This is a genomic window from Flammeovirga sp. SJP92, from assembly GCF_001583495.1.
GTDB lineage: Bacteria > Bacteroidota > Bacteroidia > Cytophagales > Flammeovirgaceae > Flammeovirga.
The window spans coordinates 199,466-222,534 of the sequence record NZ_LQAQ01000090.1 but is presented as its reverse complement, the minus strand read 5'-3'; the positions used below and the strand labels follow the sequence as shown (position 1 = coordinate 222,534).

At 34.6% G+C, this 23,069-nt stretch carries 12 protein-coding genes and 1 pseudogene; 6 read left to right on the top strand and 7 right to left on the bottom strand.

Annotated elements, in window-relative coordinates:
• The first annotated feature begins 759 nt into the window (after positions 1–759).
• The 4 genes from AVL50_RS19735 (at position 760) to AVL50_RS19720 (ending at position 9,442) form a co-directional block, all read left to right on the top strand.
• Positions 760–3,285: a TonB-dependent receptor gene (locus AVL50_RS19735; RefSeq protein ID WP_062618207.1), complete on the top strand. Its 2,526-nt coding sequence runs from the start codon at positions 760–762 to the stop codon at positions 3,283–3,285.
• A 24-nt stretch (positions 3,286–3,309) separates the two neighbouring features.
• Entirely contained in the window at positions 3,310–4,749 is a 1,440-nt protein-coding gene (locus AVL50_RS19730) for a hypothetical protein (RefSeq protein WP_062618206.1), read from the top strand.
• Between the two features lie 456 nt (positions 4,750–5,205).
• The gene (locus tag AVL50_RS19725; RefSeq protein WP_062618205.1) at positions 5,206–7,758 is read left to right on the top strand and encodes a TonB-dependent receptor; all 2,553 of its coding nucleotides are present in this window, start codon (positions 5,206–5,208) and stop codon (positions 7,756–7,758) included.
• Between the two features lie 169 nt (positions 7,759–7,927).
• Positions 7,928–9,442: an NADP-dependent isocitrate dehydrogenase gene (locus AVL50_RS19720; protein WP_062618204.1), complete on the top strand. Its 1,515-nt coding sequence runs from the start codon at positions 7,928–7,930 to the stop codon at positions 9,440–9,442.
• A gap of 411 nt (positions 9,443–9,853) precedes the next feature.
• On the opposite strand, the gene AVL50_RS19715 is transcribed toward AVL50_RS19720, so the two are convergent.
• The 4 genes from AVL50_RS19715 to AVL50_RS19700 form a co-directional block, all read right to left on the bottom strand.
• Positions 9,854–11,020 carry a hypothetical protein gene (locus tag AVL50_RS19715; RefSeq protein ID WP_062618203.1) on the bottom strand — a complete coding sequence of 389 codons (1,167 nt, stop codon included), beginning with the start codon at positions 11,018–11,020 and terminating at the stop codon, positions 9,854–9,856.
• Between the two features lie 343 nt (positions 11,021–11,363).
• Entirely contained in the window at positions 11,364–14,141 is a 2,778-nt protein-coding gene (locus AVL50_RS19710; protein ID WP_062618202.1) for a bifunctional aconitate hydratase 2/2-methylisocitrate dehydratase, read from the bottom strand.
• Positions 14,142–14,643: 502 nt separating this feature from the next.
• A complete protein-coding gene (gene rlmD, locus AVL50_RS19705) occupies positions 14,644–16,053 on the bottom strand; it encodes a 23S rRNA (uracil(1939)-C(5))-methyltransferase RlmD (protein ID WP_062618201.1) in 1,410 nt (469 codons plus the stop codon).
• Between the two features lie 749 nt (positions 16,054–16,802).
• Positions 16,803–17,381 carry a DUF2971 domain-containing protein gene (locus AVL50_RS19700; protein WP_062618200.1) on the bottom strand — a complete coding sequence of 193 codons (579 nt, stop codon included), beginning with the start codon at positions 17,379–17,381 and terminating at the stop codon, positions 16,803–16,805.
• Positions 17,382–17,602: 221 nt separating this feature from the next.
• On the opposite strand from AVL50_RS19700, the pseudogene AVL50_RS33075 reads away from it, so the two are divergent.
• Positions 17,603–17,773: pseudogene (locus AVL50_RS33075) on the top strand (hypothetical protein); the annotation flags it as partial.
• An 8-nt stretch (positions 17,774–17,781) separates the two neighbouring features.
• Complete coding sequence (locus tag AVL50_RS19695; RefSeq protein WP_172826886.1) at positions 17,782–18,078, top strand: DUF4469 domain-containing protein; 297 nt, start codon at positions 17,782–17,784, stop codon at positions 18,076–18,078.
• Between the two features lie 747 nt (positions 18,079–18,825).
• Here the strand turns inward: AVL50_RS19695 and AVL50_RS19690 are convergent.
• From AVL50_RS19690 to AVL50_RS19680, 3 genes are all read right to left on the bottom strand, one after another.
• Positions 18,826–19,287 carry a hypothetical protein gene (locus AVL50_RS19690; protein ID WP_062618198.1) on the bottom strand — a complete coding sequence of 154 codons (462 nt, stop codon included), beginning with the start codon at positions 19,285–19,287 and terminating at the stop codon, positions 18,826–18,828.
• Between the two features lie 521 nt (positions 19,288–19,808).
• Positions 19,809–20,303, bottom strand: a complete 495-nt coding sequence (gene folK / locus AVL50_RS19685; RefSeq protein ID WP_062618197.1) for a 2-amino-4-hydroxy-6-hydroxymethyldihydropteridine diphosphokinase — start codon at positions 20,301–20,303, stop codon at positions 19,809–19,811.
• Between the two features lie 109 nt (positions 20,304–20,412).
• Positions 20,413–23,010: a BamA/TamA family outer membrane protein gene (locus AVL50_RS19680; RefSeq protein ID WP_062618196.1), complete on the bottom strand. Its 2,598-nt coding sequence runs from the start codon at positions 23,008–23,010 to the stop codon at positions 20,413–20,415.
• Between the last annotated feature and the right edge of the window lie 59 nt (positions 23,011–23,069).

The window sequence follows — 23,069 nt, the reverse complement described above, 5'->3', positions numbered from 1 at the left end:
AGGTCCCTCCTAGTTACGACGGTAACTGGGAGGGTTATTTTTTGCCCAAATATTTTTCACCTCCAAACAGAAACGTTTATTTCCACTGTTAACATCAAATTAAAAACTCTAGAAGATAACACAGTATAGTTTTTACAGTTGTTTAACAACGAACATTAAAAGACTCCATAATCATATTTTTATCATACACTTAGTAACATTTATAGAAAAAACCAATTTATTTATCTTCAAATAATCCAAATGATTGATTTCACTATGATTTATTGTATTTAAAAACTGCTTTAAGAGTTTCTTATCAAAGAAAACAAGTAATACATTATATATTTCCCTCAAATTCAAACTATTACAAATAAATCAAGTACAATTGAGTGTTAAAATCGAGGTAATTACAAATACTTTCCCTCTGTAAAAAAGCGACTTTTAATAGTTTTTAAATGAATATTTACTCATTATGTTAATAAATAATGATTTAACATTATAATTAACCATTCTGCAGAATATTATTTCGTAAAAACTCCTATAAATAGAATTAATCAGATGACATTTGAATTAAATTATATTAATTTACTAAAATTTCAATGTTACGCACACATGAATTAACGTTTGTTTAGTAGTTATAACTACCTCATTATCAACACTATGTAATTAATCATAGAATAAGTTGTATTAATTATGGTAATTATTGTGAAAATATAACATAGCTTTGCCCACGAAATCTAATTCAAATTTATTTATCTAATTAAACAAACTTATTCTTTTATGAAAAAGTCGTTTATGTTACTTCTATCATTCATAGTTTCATTATCTCTTTTCGCACAAGAGGTTTCAACAACTATTGAAGGTAAAGTTATCGACGAAGCTACTGGTGATGCTGTTATCGGTGCTTCAATTGTACTAAAAGGAACAACTACTGGTACAATCTCTGATTTCGATGGAGAGTTTAAATTAAAAACTTCAAAAAGTGGAACCCAAACAGTTGTAATTTCATTTGTTGGCTTCACTTCAATCGAAAAAGAAGTTACCCTTAATGGTACTACAATTGACTTCGGTAACTTAAATTTAAAATCTGATGCTATTGGATTAGCAGAAGTAGAGGTGATTGCTTCAGTTGCTATCGATCGTAAAACTCCTGTTGCGGTATCAACAATCAATCCCGAATCAATAGAGACAAAATTAGGAACAAAAGAATTTCCTGAGATCTTAAAATCTACACCTGGTGTTTATGCTACAAAACAAGGTGGTGGATACGGTGATTCAAGAATTAACCTTCGTGGTTTTAGTTCTGCAAACATTGCCGTAATGATCAATGGTGTTCCTGTTAACGATATGGAAAGTGGTACTGTATATTGGTCAAACTGGGCAGGTTTATCTGACGTAACTAGATCAATGCAAGTACAAAGAGGTTTAGGTGCTTCTAAAGTTGCTGTACCTTCTATTGGTGGTACTATCAACATTCTTACTAAAACTACTGACGCAGAGAAAGGTGGTAACATCTTCTACGGTATTGGTAACAATGGTAGAGAAAAAATTGGAGTAACATTATCTACAGGTAAAATGGATAATGGTTTTGCCGTAACTTTTGCAGGATCAAGAACAAAAGGACAAGGTTTTGTTGATGCAACAGATTTCGAAGGATATTCTTACTTCTTAAACGTTTCTAAAGAAATCAACAAAAGCCACATGCTATCTTTCACAGCATTTGGTGCTCCTCAAACTCACGGTCAAAGAAGAACTTACAGAGAAATTGAATATTACCAAAAATATGGTGGTATCACTTACAACTCAGATTGGGGTTACTTAGATGGTCAACAGTATAACTTGAATACAAACTTCTATCATAAACCTCAAATTTCATTAAACCACTATTGGACAATTAATGAAAAATCTAACCTTTCAACTTCAGCTTATGTATCTATCGGTAACGGTGGCGGTACTGGTTTCCTTGGTACTTCAAAAGATACTGAAGCATACAGAACTTCTGCTGGTTTGATCGATTTTGAAAGAATTAGAGATGAAAACATTGCTTTAGCTGAAAATGGCGAAGGTGCTGAAACTATTCTTAGATCATCTGTTAACAACCACACTTGGTTTGGTGCACTATCAGTTTATGACAACAAACTTACTGATGCCCTTACATTTATGGGAGGTTTAGACGTTCGTTATTACTTAGGTGAGCACTACCGTCAAGCTGAAGATCTATTAGGAGGTAATTTCTTCTTAGAAACTAACGATGTAAACAACCCTAACAAAAAAGCAGTTGTTGGTGATAAAGTTGCTTATCATAATGATGGAGAAGTATACTGGTTAGGTGCATTTGGTCAGTTAGAATACTCTAAAGATCGTTTATCTGCATTCGTTTCAGGTTCAGTTTCAAACACTACATACATCCGTTACGACTACTTCAACTATACGCCAGACCAACAAAAGTCTGACAACTATGACTTCTTAGGTTTCAATGTTAAAGGTGGTGTAAACTACAACTTGACTGACAACCACAATGTATTCTTCAATACAGGTTACATTTCAAGAGCTCCATTCTTCCGTTCTGTATTCCCTAACTACACAAACGACGGTAACAAAGAAGCTGAAAATGAAAAAATCTTATCATTCGAATTAGGTTACGGTTACCGTTCTGCTAAGTTCAATGCAAACGTAAACGTTTACCATACACAATGGAAAGATAGATCATTCACAAGAAGCGTAAACCAAGAATTCACGGCCAACTTATTAGGTGTAAATGCAACTCACCAAGGTATTGAGTTTGATGCTAGATATAAAGTAAACCACAAATTATCATTTACTGGTATGCTATCAATTGGTGATTGGAGATGGGATAATGACTTAGTGGATATTCCAATTTATGACCAAAACAATCAAGTTGTTGAAACAGTAAATGTATTTATCAAAGATTTACACGTTGGTAACGCCGCTCAAACTACAGCTGCTCTTGGCTTAGACTACGAATTAGTGAAAGGTTTGAAAATCGGAGCTGACTACAACTTCTTTGGTGACAACTACGCTGAGTTTGATCCTACTCGTCGTAATGACTCTGAAGACAGAAGCGAAGCTTGGAAGATGAAAGACTTCAACATTGTTGACGTAAACGTTAGATATAACTTCAAAATCGGAAGCTTCAACTCTACAATCTACGGTAACGTAGACAACTTATTGAATGTTGAATATGTATCTGATGCTCGTGATGGTTCTGATCACACTGCTCAAACTGCACAAGTGTTCTATGGTTCAGGTAGAACTTGGAATATGGGTATGAAACTTAAATTCTAATCAACACGCCAATTAATTAGAAAAATGAAAAAATCAATATTATATATTTTAGCCGTTGCTGCTGGTCTTTATTCATGTGACCCTTACAAGGATTTACATGACTCAGTTCAAGATGATCTTCGTGATCAAAGAGACAACGATGCTATCCCTGCTTCTATTGAAATCTCTGCTGATGATCAAGTATTCTTCAGTATGAAAGAAGCTCAAGCATTTATCCCTTCATATCTTGATGAGAACTATCAAGCAAATAGTCATACAGATGGTAGAGTGGTAGAGGTGTCTTACACAGTTGAAGCAAAAAACATGACACCAAAAAGCTTCTTTACTGATTCAGATTATGAAATTGCAGGTAATGAGTTTTGTAAAGAAGGTGAAGGTTGGTTAATCGACACTTTGAAATTTGAAGATGCTGATGTAGAAATCATATTAGAACAAGCTGATTATGATTACTTAGGTTTTAGATATCCCAACTTCAGCGATGATGATTTTGATGAAGGCTCTTACCAAGGTTACACTTATTCAAGCAGAATTGAAGCGATGATCAGTGATGTTCTTGTGACACAACGTAAAGCTGACAGAACAAAATCTACTGCTGTAATCTTTGATGTGTATGACGGTAAATCTTATACAGATACACTAGTGTTCAAAGCAGATACTTTAAAAGGTTGTGCTTATCACTTCTTACCTGCTGATGATATTGAAGCAAAAGTTACAACTATCTTTAATACTAAGTATCCTGATCAAGTAAAAGACACACAAAGTGCAGCTGTTTATAAAGTAGGTGAAATTGGAGGTGATATCACAGAGCACACTAACTTCTTCGAGAATGAGGAAGCACAAGTTTGGAAAATGATTGCAGAAGAAGATTTAACACAAGACTATTACATTTTAGAACAAGCTGATTATGATAGTTTTGGTTTCAAATACCCTAACTTCTCAAGCTCAACACCTCAGGAGAATTACCTACCGAGATTCTTAACTAACAAATATCCTTACGCTCAAGAAGGTGATAATTTAAGAATCAAATATGACTACTACAGCGGTAGTACTAACGAGCATATTGTAGAGTATACATTTATGAATAGCATGTGGAAGCAAGTTGCTCCTTATGCAGAAGAAATTTCTAATATGGACAAATTCAAGTATAAGCATGCTGAAACAACTTGGGTTTTATCACAAGCTATCGTTATTGAACTTGAAACGGAAGATTACAAGTTAACTGGTGATGACAAATACAACAACTTCGGTTACTATGATAACGTAGAAGGCGAATACCCTGAAGGTACAGCTGTTGAAAACGTGATTGATGCAAAAATTAATCATATCTTGAAAGAGAACTATGAGGACATTAATGTTGCCGATCAAGAAGTAAGTGTATTCTACCAGTATTATGACAATGGTACTAACACTGTATCTAGAAACTTCATCTATGATGCAGCTTCAGAGACTTGGGTACGCCAATAATCTGATTATAGTATAGATATACAAGAGCATGTTCCAAACAAGCTCTAAATCCCTGGAAAATCTTTTTCATGAATTTGAAATTGAAGTTCCAGGGATTTTTTTGTTCCATTTAATAAGGATACTAAGGAATACACATTTTTACATTATCAATGTTAAGTGACTAATTAAAAGTATTTCTCAATGAAAGTTACATCTGAAGAACTTTTTTAAATTGACACTACTCCCCTGTTTTACCTTCTTTATTATCAATTACTTACATTACATACCAATTATTATAGTAAAAATCTCAGCCAACATGTAACTATATCATGTTATCGTTTTATTATTCCGCAAACAATACACCCTCCTAACAAAGAACTACTTTTTAATATTTATATTAGGTTAAAATTTTCAAAGAGGAAATTTTCAGAAATTAACTATTAAAATTACTCTTCAATTCTTAATTAACTATTTCATATGAAAAAGGCTACATTGCTGCTTCTTTCCATAATAGCAAGTCTTTCGCTTTATGCCCAAGAAGTTACCACTGTTATTAAAGGAACTGTTATTGAACAAGATGTTGACCAGCCTGTAATTGGTGCATCGATAGTAATTAAAGGCACAACAATTGGTACTACATCAGATTTCGATGGTAATTTCTCCCTCAAAACTTCAAAAACAGGTGATGTAACATTAATTATATCTTTTGTCGGCTTACAGTCTGTCGAGCAAAAAGTTACTTTAAATGGAGGTGAAAAAGACTTAGGGACTCAATACATGGGTTCAGATGCAATAGGTTTGGCAGAGGTAGAAGTCATTGCTTCCGTTGCCATTGACCGTAAAACTCCTGTGGCGGTTTCAACTGTAAAGTCTGAAGCTATTGAAGAAAAGCTTGGCACAAAAGAATTCCCCGAAATTTTAAAATCTACACCAGGTGTTTATGCTACCAAACAAGGTGGTGGTTTTGGAGATTCACGAATCAACCTTAGGGGATTCAGTGATGTCAATGTAGCAGTATTGATCAACGGCGTTCCTGTAAATGACATGGAAAATGGCAATGTCTATTGGTCCAACTGGGCCGGACTTTCGGATGTAACAAGATCTATGCAAGTGCAAAGAGGTCTTGGGGCTTCAAAAGTAGCCGTCCCTTCCATTGGTGGTACTATTAATATTCTTACTAAAACTACCGATGCAGAAAAAGGTGGAAATATTTACTATGGAGTGGGTAATAATGGAAGAGAAAAAATTGGTCTAACACTCTCAACTGGTAAGATGAACAATGGGTGGGCTGTTACATTCTCGGGATCAAGAACTACTGGCCTTGGATGGGTAGATGCCACTCAATTTGAGGGTTACTCCTACTTCTTAAACGTTTCAAAGGAAATCAATTCCAATCACTTACTTTCATTTACTGCATTTGGAGCACCTCAATCACACGGACAACGTAGAACAAGAAAAACGATAGATTTTTATGATGATTATGGTATCCAAGCCAATCCTGACTGGGGTTACTTAGATGGACAAACGTATAATCTAAATACTAATTATTACCATAAACCTCAAATATCATTAAACCACTACTGGACCATCAATGACCATTCTAATTTATCTACTTCAGCTTATGTTTCCATTGGCCGAGGTGGAGGAACAGGAACACTCGGTGCAGGTAAAGTTTTTGATGACAATTACAGAAGAAACGATGGTTTACTTGACTGGGAAAGAATCAGAGCTGAAAACGTAGCTGGTGACACATTAAATGGAACAGGTTCTGAAACTATTTTAAGAGCATCGGTCAATAATCACAACTGGTATGGAATCCTTTCTGTATATGACAACCAACTCTCCGATCGTTTAACTTTCTTAGGTGGTGTAGACTTTAGATATTACAAAGGACTACATTATCAAGAAGTTGTAGACCTTCTAGGTGGTAGTTTCTTTGCTTCCGATAATGACATTAACGAACCTAATAAGCAAGCCGTTGAGGGACAGAAAGTAGGTTATAATAATGATGGTGAAGTATATTGGGTCGGTGGTTTTGCACAATTAGAATATTCCAATGACAATCTTGCTGCTTTTGTTTCAGCAGCACTTTCTAATACCACTTACTATAGATATGATTACTTTAATTACACTCCTGAAAATCAAAAATCAGACAGTTTCAATTTCTTAGGTTATAGTATTAAAGGGGGTTTGAACTACAATATCGACGAACATAACAATGTCTTTTTAAATACGGGATATCTTTCAAGAGCTCCTTTCTTCAGAACTGTATTTCCTAACTTTAGAAATGAAGGTAATAAAGATGCGGTTAATGAGAAGATCTACTCTGTAGAAGTTGGTTATGGATATAGACATTCTAAATGGGCCTTGAATGGCAACTTCTATTATACAAAATGGATGGATCGTGCCTTTACTCGAACCATTCCTGCTGATCCCGACAACGGCCAACAAAATGATAGTTTCGCGAACCTTCTAGGGGTAAATGCCACTCACATGGGTTTTGAGTTTGACGCACGTTTTCAGCCTACCCAAAAGCTAACCATTACTGCAATGGCATCCATCGGAGATTGGACATGGGACAATGATGTTGAAGGTGTTGTTATATTTGATGAAAACCAGAATCCAGTAGATACTGTAAACGTATATATTGCTGGTTTGAAAGTAGGTAATGCAGCACAAACCACCGCTGCAGTAGGTTTATCTTATGAATTCCTTACTGGCTTTAAATTAGGGGTTGACTATAACTACTTTGGCAATAACTATTCAGACTTTGATCCTACAAGAAGAGGCAATCAAGATGATAAAAGTGACTCATGGAAAATTCCAGATTATAACATTGTTGACTTAAACCTAAGTTACAGATTCGATATCGGTAATGTAAATACACTTTTCACCGCCAATGTGGATAATATTTTTGGTGAAAAATATATTTCAGATGCAACAGATGGATTTGATCATAGTATGCAAACAGCAGAAGTTTACTATGGACTCGGAACCACTTATAGCATGGGCTTAAAGCTAAGTTTCTAAAATAATACACACTCCTTTTCAGAGCCGTCTTCATGATAAATGAAGGCGGTTTTTTTTGATTTAAATTTATATAAATAAAAATATATTATGCTTATCATAAAAAGTATAAATAAAAACTTATGATTAAAATTCTTCATATTTGTCATGTAACCATTAAAACCTATTGCACATGAGCACTTTAGAATTAATAAGTAAAAAAGAAGAAAAGAAAATCAAGACCCCTGTTAAGATAGCTGTTGCCTCTGGTGATGGTATCGGACCAGAAATCATGAAGGCTTCCTTAAGAATACTAGAAAAAGCTGGAGCTGAAATTGAGCCCGAATTTATTGAACTTGGTGAGAAAGCCTATCTTTCTGGCAAAACAGCAGGAATAGATGACGACGCCTGGGACATCATCAAAAAGAATAAAGTAATTTTAAAGGCACCTATTACAACACCTCAAGGAAAAGGATATAAAAGCCTTAATGTGACATTAAGAAAAACTCTGGGATTATTTGCCAATGTAAGGCCCGTAGAAGCTTACTCTCCATTCATTCCTACTCATTTCCCCAATATGGATGTAGTCATCATCAGAGAAAATGAGGAAGATTTATACGCTGGAATTGAACATAGACAGACACAAGATGTGTATCAATGTCTGAAACTAATCACAAGACCAGGCTGTGAGAGAATTATAAGATATGCCTTTGAATATGCCAAAGTCTATCATCGAAGAAAGGTTACCTGCATGGTAAAAGACAACATCATGAAAATCACAGATGGTTTATTTCATAAAGTTTTTGATGAAATAGCTCTTGAATACCCTGAAATAGAAAATGATGTCCAAATTATTGATATAGGATCAGCGAAACTTGCCGCCCAACCTGAAGACTATGATGTCATTGTCACCTCAAACTTATATGGTGATATTATTTCAGACATCGCAGCTGAAATTGGAGGCTCAGTAGGAATGTGTGGTTCTTCTAATATCGGAAAAGAAGTCGCCATGTTTGAAGCCATCCACGGTTCTGCCCCTGATATTGCAGGGCAAAATAGGGCAAATCCTTCAGGGCTTTTAAATGCAGCGATCTCAATGCTGGCACATATTGGACAACCTGAGATTGGAGATAAAATCAAAAATGCTTGGTTATGTACCATTGAGCAAGGTTATCATACCGCAGATATTTATAGAGAAGGCGTCAGTAGAAAAAAAGTAGGGACAGAAGAGTTTTCAAATATCATTATCTCTAACCTGGGTCGCACACCCAATCTTTTAAAGGCAAGCCATATAAAAAGTGGAGAAGATAGCATTCAAATTCCAGATTATAGCAGAAAAGAGCAGCACAAAGAATTGGTTGGAGTTGATGTTTTTCTTGACTGGAAAGAAGACGACCCAAACAAACTTGGTTTTGCACTTTCCAAACTAAATATTTATCAATTAAAACTTAAAATGATCACAAATAGAGGTGTAAAAGTGTATCCTGAAGGACTTAGTGAGACCTATTGTACAGACCATTGGAGATGTAGATTTGTAAGTACCAACGCCAAAATCAATAAAGATGAACCAGATTATAAGCTCATTGATTTTGAGCATATTTTAGCACTCCAATCCATTTTACATCACATGGGTTATGACGTTATTAAAACGGAAAATCTTTATGAATTTGATGATGTAAGAGGGTTCTCTTTAGGTCAAGGAGAATAACTCGTTTACTCTCAGACAAATATTAATCCTCACAATGTTTTATTGAAAAAAATCTCGATGAATTATGATACACATTGATTCATCGAGATTTTTTCATCTATTTAAAACGCTAACAATTGGTATTCCTACAAGTTTTCTATGTTCTACTTCCAAGCTTCTTTCTTCTTCATTTTGTCTTGAAACAAAAACGAAGCAAAAAATTCAAGGCTTTGAATTCAAAAGCTAAATTTCATTCCACTCGCCTCAATGATTTTAAACTCGCTTTGCTCAAACAAGAAAATCATTTTTAACGGCTCAATACATGAAATTCTTAACGCTTTTCCCTTCAAGGCCAGGGAGGTGCTATAAACAAATTAGGTAGAAAGCCCGCTGCACTGGCTAGATCACAGATAATTTTGATTTGGTACTTATCTAAGCCATTGACTTCATTTGAGATAAGTCTTTTTTACTAAATAAGCTTTTTACTTTTTTCAATAAGCTATTCCCGCTTACTTCGTTGATTTCTTCTTCCTGAATTACAGGTACATTTAATGCCACTGAAATCTCCTCTACCAATGAATGATAAGACCTATTTATAAATATTTCAAAGGTCTTCTCTTGATCCGTTAAAGCAATATCAAATCTGTTTTGTATCAAAGTGAAATCTTCTAGAAGAATTTTCTCTTTCACTTTAGGTAAAATAAATCGTTCTTTCACAAGGTAGAATACATCATTTTCCTTTTCTAACCTGACAATTTTACCTTTTGAGAACTTAGAAGTTTGTTTTCCTAAAAATACAGGCAATGACAGATCATTGATGTTTTTATCCTTAATACTTTTCTTGATGAATAAATTAATCACTGGAAGAATTAAAAAGTATTTCATTTTATTCAGCTGAATTTTAGCCTTTTTGTAGAAAAAAAGTGATACTAAAAGCATCAAGAGAAGAATAACAAATGAAAATGTTGGACTCACAATTCCGATAACAACAAGTACTACAGACAATATAATTTTAAAGATTTGCAACCCAGTATCTACTAAAGGGATCGGTGACAAATAAATTAATGTGTCCACAAAAAAGCGGATAGTCATAAGTACAGTTAACGCATAAGTGGATACAATTACAACCATCAATGTTTTAAGACTCACTGTTAGGAAGCTAGCTCGGAATACTACTTCCTCAGTTCCTGGAACATCACTTAATAAGACTGGGAATAGTATCACTAAGATATTAATAACAATAGCAGCTTTACTTTCTAAATACTCGTCTACTTTTACAAGAATACCTGTAATTTGATTTGAACCAAGGGAAGGTCTCATGATAGACGTAAATAAAAATAAGATACCAAATGTGATAAGAATAACCCAGTTATCAAAAAAGGGGTTTGTGGCTACAAAGTCATTATGGTAACCCATTTTTGAAAAAAGGGCTGTTACAAAAATTGATGTATAAGGATTAATGCTCATAGGCGTCAGTAGGGTAAACTGATCAATTAGTAATGCATTTGATGCCACGGTTTGTGTAACATCCTCCAAATGTTCTTGTGCAAATACAATAGATGGCAATAAAAGTGATACAAAAAATAATAGTTTTCTCATTTTAGTCTAAAAAAGTGTATTTATAATAGTTTACGTTTCAAGTATATTAAATCAATTAATACAATATAAACTAAATTATTGTCAACTTTCAATCAATATTTTACAAGCTTTTCATGATCTACTTACAAGCTTCTTTCTTCTTCATTTTTCCATTGATGAAAAACGAAGCAAAAAATCTAGGCTTTGAAGTCAAAAGCTAAATTCCTTTCGCCTCAATGATTTTAAACTCGCTACTAAAGTTCAAACAAAAAAATCCCGACAAAAAGAAATAATCTTTCTACCGGGACTTATATAAATATGCAATCATTAATTCTGATTACAAATTAAATTTAATTCAATAGAATTAAGAAGTTAACAACTTAGATGATGGCTTGAACTTCGTTAAGTTGATACCTTTTACTGCTGCTTGGTACTCGGCTAAATCAGGAGTTCTACCTAAAATAGTTGAAAGTACTACCACTGGAGTAGAAGATAATAATGACTCCCCTTTCTTCTCAGAAGAATCTTTTACAACTCTACCTTGGAATAAACGAGTTGAAGTCGCCATTACTGTATCACCTGGCTCCGCTTTCTCTTGGTTACCCATACAAAGGTTACATCCAGGACGCTCTAAGTAAAGCATGTTCTCATACTTCGTACGAGCAGCACCTTTTGGAGCATCATCATCAAATTCAAAACCAGAGTACTTTTGAAGTACTTCCCAGTCTCCTTCAGCTTTTAACTCATCTACAATGTTGTATGTAGGAGGAGCTACTACTAGAGGAGCTTTGAATTCAACTTTACCGTGTAACTCTTCAATATTTTTCAACATTTGAGCAAGGATCTTCATATCACCTTTGTGAACCATACAAGAACCTACGAAACCTAAGTCTACTTGTCTGTCTCCACCGTAGTAAGAAAGAGGTCTGATTGTATCGTGCGTGTAACGCTTCGATACGTCCTCGTTGTATACATCAGGATCAGCGATCATTGGCTCATCAATCTCATCAAGGTTCACTTCAACTTCAGCAAAGTACTTCGCGTCAGCATCTGGAGTCAATGGAGGTTTAACACCTGTCTTCACTTCCTCAATTCTCTTATTCGCCTTATCGATCAATCCTTGAAGCACTCCTTTTTCGTTGTCCATACCCTTCTCAATCATGATCTGGATTCTAGACTTCGCAATCTCCAATGATTCTACTAATGTCTCATCTTCTGAAATACAGATAGACGCTTTCGCTTTCATCTCTGCAGTCCAATCCGTGAAAGTAAACGCTTGGTCAGCTGTCAAAGTACCAATGTGCACTTCAATTACTCTACCTTGGAATACGTTATCACCACCAAATTGCTTCAACATTTGTTGTTGTGTAGCGTGAACCACATCACGGAAGTCCATGTAAGGCTTCATTTCACCTTTGAAAGTCACCTTTACAGACTCAGGAATTGGCATAGTTGCCTCACCTGTTGCCAAAGCTAATGCTACTGTACCTGAATCGGCACCAAATGCAACACCTTTTGACATTCTTGTATGTGAGTCACCACCGATGATGATATCCCAATCAGAAACAGTAATGTCATTCAATACTTTATGAATAACGTCTGTCATTGAGTGGTAAACATGCTTAGGGTCACGAGCAGTAATCAAACCGAAGTCGTTCATGAATTTCATCAACTTAGGAATGTTTGCTTGTGCTTTCTTATCCCAAACAGAGGCAGTATGACAACCTGATTGATAAGCACCGTCAACGATTGGAGAAATAACTGTAGCAGCCATTGACTCTAATTCTTGAGAAGTCATCAAACCAGTAGTATCTTGAGAACCAACGATGTTCACTTCTACACGAACATCTGAACCTGAGTGTAAAGTAACACCTGGAGTAGTTCCTACTGCATTTTTATTAAAGATCTTTTCAACAGCTGTTAAACCTTGACCATCAACAGAGATTTCTTTAGATGGAGCAAATACTACTGGAGCCTCAACTCCTAATGTTTTAGCTGCGAAAGATTGTAATTTCTTACCAAATACAACTGCATAAGAACCACCTGCTTTGATAAACTCTACTTTTTGTGGAGTTAATGAAGCTGAGATGTCGATTAATTCTTGATCACCGTTGTATAATTTTTTAGTCTTAGTGTTGATTGTTAGCACCGTACCAGTTTCTACTGAGTAAGCCTGCTCTAAAACTGGCTCGCCTTCAGCGTCTAATACTGTATTACCATCAGCATCTTTTTTCTTCACCCAGTTTTGAAGGTCAATACCAATACCACCTGTTACTCCTACTGTAGTTAAGAAGATTGGTGAAATACCGTTTGTACCAGCAATAATTGGAGCGATGTTGACAAATGGAACATATGGGCTACCAGGAATACCTGTCCATAATGCCACGTTGTTTACACCTGACATTCTTGAAGAACCTACACCCATTGTACCTTTCTCAGCAATTAACATCACACGCTTGTCAGGGTGTTGCTCTTTTAATGCTGAAAGTGCCGCTTGTTGCTCTTTGTTGTGTTCGAAGATACATTGTCCGTGTAATTCACGGTCTGATCTAGAGTGAGCGTCAGCACCAGGAGAAAGTAAATCTGTAGAGATATCACCTGTTCCTGCAATAAACGTTACGATTTTGATTTCTTCATCCACTTCAGGAAGTTTTGTGAAGAATTCAGCATTAGCATAGCTTTCTAAGATATCTTTTGCGATAGCGTTACCCTCTTTGAAAGCAACCTCTAAACGCTCCATATCCGCTTCATATAAGAAAACTTGTGTTTTCAATACTTTTGAAGCTTCTTCAGCAATCTTAGCATCAGCACCTAAAGCAAGGTCTAAAAGTACTTCAATAGAAGGACCACCTTTCATGTGTGACAATTGCTCAAATGCAAACTCAGAAGAAATTTCAGCTACAGTTGCTTCTCCAAGAATAATCTCTTTTAAAAACTTCGCTTTTACACCTGCCGCACTCGTAGTACCAGGTAATGTGTTGTAAATAAAAAAGTTAAGAGAACCTTCACGGTGTTCGTTTCCAGTATCTTTGATTTGTTCAATTACTTCAGAAAGCAACTCTGCATCATCGATCGGTTTCGGGTGAAGTCCTTGTGCTTTTCTCTCTTCAATTTCCTTGAGGTATTCGTTATATCTGCTCATAAAAATTCTCTTTGTGGTGTAAAAGGTAGTTTATAAGTTTGTTTTATGTAAATTAGTAAAATATGTATATTACTGATTATTCGATAGATAAATATATTTATCTGCGATTTCGCAGTGCAAAAATACAAATAAAATTTAATATTTTATCCACCAACCGAGTATATTAAGATATCATACCACTTAATATCCTATTCTAATTTTAGAATTTACCCTAAAATTGCATTAATAAATTATTACAATTTTGAAGCAATATTCATTTATAGAGAACCAACATCAAATCAATTCATAATTGACTCAATTCTTAAATTGAAGTTTGTTTGAATGCTCTCTTAAGTATTACTACGTAAATTTACGTAAAAAATCTACTAAATCAAACCAAAATTTAAGATGTATTACATATCTTACACCTATTCCTTGATTCTGATTCAAATTTAGTAATAAAGTCTTTTAATTTTTATTAAAAACAAAAAAGAGAAGCTTTTTTCAAACTTCTCTTCCTTATTTATTTTAATTCTAAAGCGACAACGTTCTCAACATGATAAGTATGCGGGAACATATCTACCGGCATTACCTTAGTCACTTTATACTTTTCATCTAATAATGCCAAATCTCTCGCTTGCGTTGCTGGGTTACAACTAATATAAACGATACGTTTTGGAGCCACCTTTAAGATTTGAGCTACTACCTTCTCATCCATACCAGCTCTTGGCGGGTCAGTGATGATGACATCAGGTTCACCATGCTTCTTAATGAAAGAAGGCACCAAAATATCTTTCATATCACCAGCAAAGAACTTACAGTTTTCAATACCGTTCAAGTCCGTATTGACTTTCGCATCCTTAATAGCATCCTTCACATACTCAATACCAATTACCTCTTTTGCTTTTTTAGAAACAAACTGAGCAATAGTACCTGTACCTGTATAAAGGTCATATACTTTTTCCTCACCAGTCAGCTCTGCAAAATCACGGGCAACTTTATATAAATTGTAAGCTTGTTTTGAGTTCGTTTGGTAGAATGACTTTGGTCCTACTCTAAAACGCAAGCCTTCCATTTCTTCCTCAATGTAAGGTAAACCATGGTAAGTGATTACATCTAGATCATGGTAGCTATCATTCCTCTTACCATTAATCACATAAAGTAATGATGTGATTTCCGGGAACTGTTCTTTGATATGGTCTAAAAGGGCATTACGTTTTTCTTCATCATCTTTGAAGAACAATAACATCACCATAATATCTCCTGTTGAAGACGTTCTGATCACCATATTTCTTAAGAAACCGTCCTCTTCTTTCTGATCATAAACAGTGTAATCATTCTTCACGATAAAATCATACACCGATTTTCTAATATCATCAGATGGTTTATTTTGAAGGTAGCAATTGTTTAGGTGTAGAATCTTGTTCCACATCCCTGGCAAGTGAAGTCCTACGCCTCTTTTTTCAATTCCTTCAGTATTGGATTCCATTTCCTCTTTTGTCAACCAACGGTTACCCGTAAAGGTAAATTCCATTTTGTTACGGTATTCAAAAGTTTCTTCAGAAGCAAAAATTGGCGTAATTTCAGGAAGTTCCACTTTTCCAATTCTTGACAATTGATCCACTACTTGCTTTTGCTTATAGTGTAACTGCCATTTGTAATCCAACATTTGCCACTTGCATCCTCCGCAAGTACCAAAGTGCTCACAGAAAGGCTCAATTCTTTGATCAGATAGTTCATGGAATTGAATTGGACGAGCTTCCATATAAGCTCTTCTTTTTTTAGTGACTTGAAGGTCACAAACGTCACCTGTTACAGCACCTGTTACAAAAACAGTCATATTGTCTTCTGTCTTTGCAATTGCTTTTCCTTCACTTCCAACATCAATGATATTGACGTTTTCTAAAACTATATTTTTTTTTCTTCTTCCCATTAAAGTATGTAATTCCCTATAATCACCTCTATTTCAATCGCTTTAAAGTATTAGTATTTCTATACCAATACCTGCAATTGACATTTGGTTATAAAACTGATTCGATATTAAATCTTTTAATTCAGATTTACCTTTAGACAGTTTTTGCAAAATTAATTCTTTAAAGGAAATTTCTTCATCTTCTCTTTTCTTTTTTAAAGGATCTGATGGGAATTCATGCTTATTTTTAAATTTATTACCTACTTCAATGAATAACTAGTTCAAAGATTTAAAGGATCTACTCTATTTTAAGTACTAAGTCAAAAATAAATCATAGTTAATTCAAATTTATTTTTTGTGAGTACAACGCTAAAAAACTTTTAATAGAACCACTATTAATACGTTTTTTGAAGGAAGTAATCGCAAAACAATAAACTAGTATTAGATAATTTTGAATTTGTACTTATATCAAAATTATTTGCTTTTTGATAACTAATAATCCCCAGCATAAAGCCTCTTATTAAAAATAATATCAACTAAAAACTTGAAGTTGTATAAACTGCAATACTTGTCATAGAGTAGTGTTCATCATATTATAATTTAATTGGTGTTTTCATTCTTAATTCCTATTTCTAAAATAGTCTTCATCAATTTCAGTTAAGAATACTTTAAAGTTAGTCAAACAGACTATCTTTAATAAAGAAAACTCCTCTTTTACATCACAAGAACCCTTCGAAGTTTTCTGAGCTCATGAAAATAATAGGTATTAACTATTTACTTTCATCCTCGTCTCTAAAAGCTATTTGATTATCAATAGTACTGATAAGTTTTTTGAGCATTTGTTTATCACTATGGCTAACTCTTTTACCAAATATTACTTCTACAATTTTCACTTCAACAAAGTCTCGCATGGTAAACACTCTAACCTCATTCTCATACACCCAAATTTCATTTTTATAACTTAGAACTTTTCTGGCATCTACATGCTCACTCTCTTCTGTAATTTTTAAAGGATCAGGACTATAATTCATTGCTCTAATATCTGAATCATCTATATCTTGAGGTAATACCCCAATAGAAATCCCATTGTGGCCATTGGCATAATGCGCCCATAGCAATTTATTATCTGCATCTGCAGAAAGTGAGCAGAATCTAAGATCCCTTTTATCCCCAAGAATCGTTGCTCTAAATTCAGCTGACACTTTATGCTTATTAAAGCGGTACACCCCTTCCATTGGATCATTCATCGATTTATAATCCCCAGCATAAAGCCTCTTATTTAAAAAAATATCTACTAAAAACTTGAAGTTGTCTAAACTACGATACTTGTATAAAATAGTGTTCATCATGTTAGAATTTAATTGGTGTTTCCATTCTTAATTTCTGTTTCTAAAAAGTCTTCATAAATTTCTGAAATAGCAACAAAAAAAGATACAAATTTTTAGCTACCCTCTCTAAATTCATAAATTTAAAAAGAGGTTTTGGAATACCAAGCTGAAACAATTATTGAATTTCTTAATCGTGCAGACCGTATCAAGGGAGAAGGTTTGGTACAAGCTACAATGTTAATACATGTTTCATCAAAGCAAGACTGAGCGTGAGCGGTATATTTTATGATGAGGTTTTCGATCCTAAAATACATCAACTGAATGCTAGCATTAATCTATCTTCAAATAGTAGAGATTTGATTGATGACACTAAAGTTACAGCCCTAGGTCAAGAACAGACATGTCCTGTTTAATGAAGGTAATGGACAGTTTTAAGGGGGAAGTCAATGCTCATATAACCGTCTATGGTGACCGTATAAAAATTAAAATTTCTGAAGAATTCAAGGATGAAGCAGGACTATTCTTTATCAACCTTGATAATCAAAGCCGTACGAAAATAACGCAACTGATCAATAATGAAAATAAAGCAGTTATCTTTATGACGCCTGCATTAAGTAAAGTCAATTATGAACTCGAGTTAGTCACTCAACGTAATCGAAATGCTTTACTCAAAACACCTCGTTCTGAAAAATTGACAACTGTGCTAATTATCAACTAAAATGTCTTTGAAATGCAGTTTTTTGGAATTGCCCCTTTTTATGTCATTCGGATATAAAAGGGGCTTTTAATGCTTTTAAGAAGGTACAGAGGTATACATACTAGCACTTACATACCGTACATGCTAGGAACTACGATGTGTGCACGCTAGCACTTATATACCATACATACTAAGACCTACGATGTGTACACGCTAGCACTTACATACCGTACATGCTAGGATCTACGATGTGCACACGCTAGCACTTACATACCGTACATGCTAGGATCTACGATGTGCACACGCTAGCACTTACATACCGTACATGCTAGGATCTATGATGTGCACACGCTAGCACTTACTTCCGTACATGCTGGGACCTACGATGTGTACACGCTAACACTTACTTCCGTACATGCTGGGACATATGACTGAACACAGAAAAAAACTAATTTCAATTTTAACGTGCTCCATGATTGAAATCATGGGCTGGTGATACCAACTCCAACAACACTAAAGTGATGTCTTCGCTTGGAGGTCTTCAAGACTGAAGTCTTGAAAAAAGGACTCTACCACCTGCTCATCGTTTTAGAACATGTTTAAGAGATGCCCTTAACATGGTACACCGGATACTTGTACTCTTTATAGTTTCTTTCTCGAATAAATGACTTAGTGACTGATACTACTTTAATGTAGTACTGTTGAGATGTTCTATCGCACTCCCCTTCTTAAATAAGGTTGATAAAAAAACAAACCCTAGTCGAAAAACTAAAGTTTGGGATTTTTTGCTTTCTGATATAATTGCTCTGAGAACTTCTCCTTAGCATCCATTGATGTCACCTTATAATACGCAGTGGAAGAACATAACTTTTGGAGTTCTCCATCTAGGTTAAATAATTCTAACTGTATTTCAAAATGAACATATTCTCTTTCATGTGATACCGTAGCAGAAAACTCCTTATACCCTCTTACCACTTTACATGTGATATTGAACACATTGCCTGAATGATTAAAGTAATTACTTATCTGATCAAAAATAAGTTTTTGATGAATTGGACTTAGTTCAGGAGACTTTTTGATCCGTTGCCCTGGAAAAGAAAATATCGGAAAGTTAATTTCACCTGGAGTAACATCATTTCTAAAATCCTGTATTTTTATCTCATTAATAGCACCCGCAATGATTAAAGGACCTATCTCATAGTTTTGATTTAATATCGCCTTTCTTGACATACATGAAGTCAATGAAAGAAGAACTTATAGAATAATAATGCTTAAATTTTTTATGAATAGATCAGTACTTAGTTTACTTTATTTTTTGTCTTACAAAGGACCAAAAATAATTGAAATATTAAAAGTAACTCTACTGTTTATTTGTATTCAATCTGTTAGACTTTGATACATTATAATACCCTATATTTAGATCAATCCTCAGTTAAAATTGATGTAACCTTTTGATATTTCACTTTAGAGCTTTACTCCTCTTAATTTTTTCTTCTTTCAATATCGTGCTCCATGATTGAAATCATAGGCTAGTGATATTGACTCTAACAACACTAAAGTGTTACCTTCATGACTTAAGTCTTTATAAGGTTGAATTATCACCTACCCATACTATGGTGCACGAAACTCCTTTCAAATGCTGGGATAGTTATTATATATCACGAGCAATAAGAACATAAAATTTAAGCCATAAAACCCTCAAATTATGAAGATTTTATGGCTCATATAAGTTATTCTATCTAAAGACAAACCTATTTCATTGACAACTTTTTTACTGGAAGAGGATCTTTACAGTTCAAAAGCAAATCACTTAATGTTTGATTTAAAACCGGATGAACAAAGTGAGGTAATATTTCTTTTAGTGGTTCTAATGTGAACCTTCTCTCTTGTATAAAAGGGTGTGGTACTTTTAAGTTTTCCTCTGAAATCTTCTCCCTTTCAATAAACAATATATCGACATCAATAATTCTTGCACCCCACTTTTCTTTTCTAACCCTTCCTAATTTCTGTTCTATATTTTGCGTCGTCTTCAATAGATTTTGAGGATCTAAGGACGACTTGCATACTAAAACCTGATTGTAATAACTTGGTTGATCTTCTTTTCCCCACGCCGCTGTTTCATAAAAATGTGAAATGCTCACTACCTCTCCAACACCTTCATTGATCTCTATTACAGCATTACGGAGCGTTTCTTCTTTATCTCCAAGATTGGCTCCTAATAAAAGGACAATATTCTTTTCTGACATTTACTCTTTTTAAAAATTTCGCACAAAAATAAGAATTAAGTGCATTGTAAACCACAATTTTCGTCAACTGGCAAATGATAACAACAATTTACTTTTACCCTTGGGCTTGCTAGAAAGGGTATCCAATACCAATATTAAATTCCGTTGTTCCTTTTCCAAGAAAATCATACCCTGCCACAAACCGATCTCCTTCTCTTCGAGCTGGATCATAAATCTTGGTCCCAATATCTAAACGAATCAACAAGAAGGAGAAATCGATTCTTGCACCAAGTCCTGCTCCTATTCCAAACTCCTTCCAGAATCGAGTGACATCAAAATCACCCCCCGGTCTAGTATTGTCTTCTTCTAATAACCATACATTGGTAGCATCAATAAAAAATGCCCATTGGAATAATTTGGATATTTTGTACCTCCATTCCACATTCAGCTCAATGATCATATCACCCGGCTGTTCAAAACTATAGTTGAAAGTTCCATCACTATTTTGTGGTGGTGTATATGATCCTGGTCCCAAACGTCTTGGCCTCCAAGCTCTATTACTGTTACCACCACCAGAGAAGAAATATTTTTCATACGGCAATGCACCAACTTCTCCATAGGATTTAGCGACTCCCATATGAATTCTTGAAGCAAAGAAATGTTTTTTCTTACTCCCAATAGGCGTCACTTTGCGGTAGTCATAATAAAATTTGAAAAACTTGTAGTAACGAAGGCCATAAATTGAACCTGCCTCACTGCCTGTCCATTGATTTACTAAATCCAACATATTACCACCGACTTCTCCAAAGAGCTTCACATAAGACGCTTTTGAAGAACTCGTCATATAATCCCCTCTCATACGCGACATACTTAAGTGCGTACTCGATACAAAGGAATTATCAAAAGAATAATGAAGGGTATTGCCTTGCTCTGCTAACTGTTGTAAACGAATTCTAAAATCATTGCTCAAAAATGGCGTTCTTACAACGTTCAGATCGGCTAATGACAACTCAAATAGATCTTCCTTACGGTTTCTCCAGTCATAACCAAAAAGTCCCTTTAAATTCAAACGGGTATATTCTGGCCTGCTCACATAAGAGACATCCGCTAGTATTTTTGTTTTCGCATTTCTGATATAATACGATTCGTTAACCTTATTATAAAAAGGAATTAATGGTCTTGGAATATTTAAAATAGTACTAAATCCATATTCTGTACCATTATAAATATCATTGCTGCTTTCGGAAACACTGGCCTGAGCCTCTAAAGAGAAACGGCCTCTAAATTCCAACGATTCTGCTCCTCTGAAAATGTTTCTTGACTTGAGGGAAACGCTGGCAAATGGTCCTGGTAAAGATCGGCTTACGTTTAAACCTGTTTCAAATGCATATTGATATTTATCAAAAGAACTAGGGTAAATGAATACATTCAGTGAATCTTTTCCGGTTTTCACGTACTCAATATTCACAAACTTAAAGGCATCCATCTGACTTAAAAATCGCCTAGTATCGTTGGATAATAATTCATTGAAAGGTGTACTTTCTTTGAGTGCCAATTTACCATCTAGAATTTTAGGTTTGTATTTTTTGGCATGTTGAATATAAGTTACATCTTCATATTCTACAGTATCTGCAAGTGCAGGATCATTGGGGTCCGTTTCAAAAGTAATGTCATTGATATAATATCTAGTATGCCTTTCACCCGTCTTGGGAGGGTCCACTAAGATTAAAATATCCACTTCTCCGTGAACATTATTAGTATCTACTTCATAGTGAATATAATTTGATGCAAAATCAAAATAACCGCCATTTTTTAAGACTTTTGAAAGTCTATTTCTTTCCAGCTGAAGGCTCGTTTCTGAGTAAGGTCCATTTTCTTTTAAAAAGCTTTTTCTGCTGTAAGTCAACAATTCATTGTAAATACTATAACTCGGTGTTTTATACTTTACAGAATGCACTTTCCATTGTTCCCCTTCATTAATGATATATTTCTCAGTAATCAGAGGATAATTTTTATACATGACCGTATCTACGTCCAAATCTACAGAAGCATTTAGAAAACCCTTAGCATGAAGTGTCCTTTCTAGTAATTTCTGATTGTTCTGAGATTCCTCTAAATCAAAATAAGCGGGAGGTTCACCAGCCGATCTCATCCACCAGTTTCCTTTCTCCACTCTCTCTGCAATTTTTTCTGTCTTACTAATAGATTTAGACTTGATTTTCCTCAACTTTCTGATACCTCGAACAGAATCTCTTACGGCCTGTTTCTCTGCCTTTTTTAAGTCTTTATAAACTAAATAGACATTCTCATTATACAGGCTGTCTAATACCGTTCTATTATAGATCACATCCTCTTTCCATTCGTCTTCTAATGCTCTGACAACCTCGTCATAATATTCCGTCATATCCGCATACTTGATACTATCTTTTTGATAGTTTCTTTTATAGTATTTTTCGCCCCTCATGTAGAAGTAAAGCGGTAAACGGATTTCTGATTTCAGGAAAGATCGATTGGGTTTTAACCGGATGTAAGAATCAAGTGTAGATTTATCAACAGCTTTTGCACCTTCAATACTCTGATCTACCAAAAGGCTTCTATCCTGCTCTAATTTCTTATAAGAAACACAGCCGGAAACCAATAAAAGGGTGGAGATGAAGATGATAAATATGTTTAAGTTATTTCTCAATTGAGTAATTACTACAGTGAAAAAATGTATCTCTATTGACACTATTTAAAAAGCAAATATACCTATTATAAACACTTTTTATATTCCTATGGTTGAAATAT

Coding starts and splice junctions, on each gene's coding strand:
- AVL50_RS19735 (WP_062618207.1), top strand. CDS start 760: ATGAAAAAGTCGTTTATGTTACTTCTATCATTCATAGTTTCATTATCT.
- AVL50_RS19730 (WP_062618206.1), top strand. CDS start 3,310: ATGAAAAAATCAATATTATATATTTTAGCCGTTGCTGCTGGTCTTTAT.
- AVL50_RS19725 (WP_062618205.1), top strand. CDS start 5,206: ATGAAAAAGGCTACATTGCTGCTTCTTTCCATAATAGCAAGTCTTTCG.
- AVL50_RS19720 (WP_062618204.1), top strand. CDS start 7,928: ATGAGCACTTTAGAATTAATAAGTAAAAAAGAAGAAAAGAAAATCAAG.
- AVL50_RS19715 (WP_062618203.1), bottom strand. CDS start 11,020: ATGAGAAAACTATTATTTTTTGTATCACTTTTATTGCCATCTATTGTA.
- AVL50_RS19710 (WP_062618202.1), bottom strand. CDS start 14,141: ATGAGCAGATATAACGAATACCTCAAGGAAATTGAAGAGAGAAAAGCA.
- rlmD (WP_062618201.1), bottom strand. CDS start 16,053: ATGGGAAGAAGAAAAAAAAATATAGTTTTAGAAAACGTCAATATCATT.
- AVL50_RS19700 (WP_062618200.1), bottom strand. CDS start 17,381: ATGATGAACACTATTTTATACAAGTATCGTAGTTTAGACAACTTCAAG.
- AVL50_RS19695 (WP_172826886.1), top strand. CDS start 17,782: ATGGACAGTTTTAAGGGGGAAGTCAATGCTCATATAACCGTCTATGGT.
- AVL50_RS19690 (WP_062618198.1), bottom strand. CDS start 19,287: ATGTCAAGAAAGGCGATATTAAATCAAAACTATGAGATAGGTCCTTTA.
- folK (WP_062618197.1), bottom strand. CDS start 20,303: ATGTCAGAAAAGAATATTGTCCTTTTATTAGGAGCCAATCTTGGAGAT.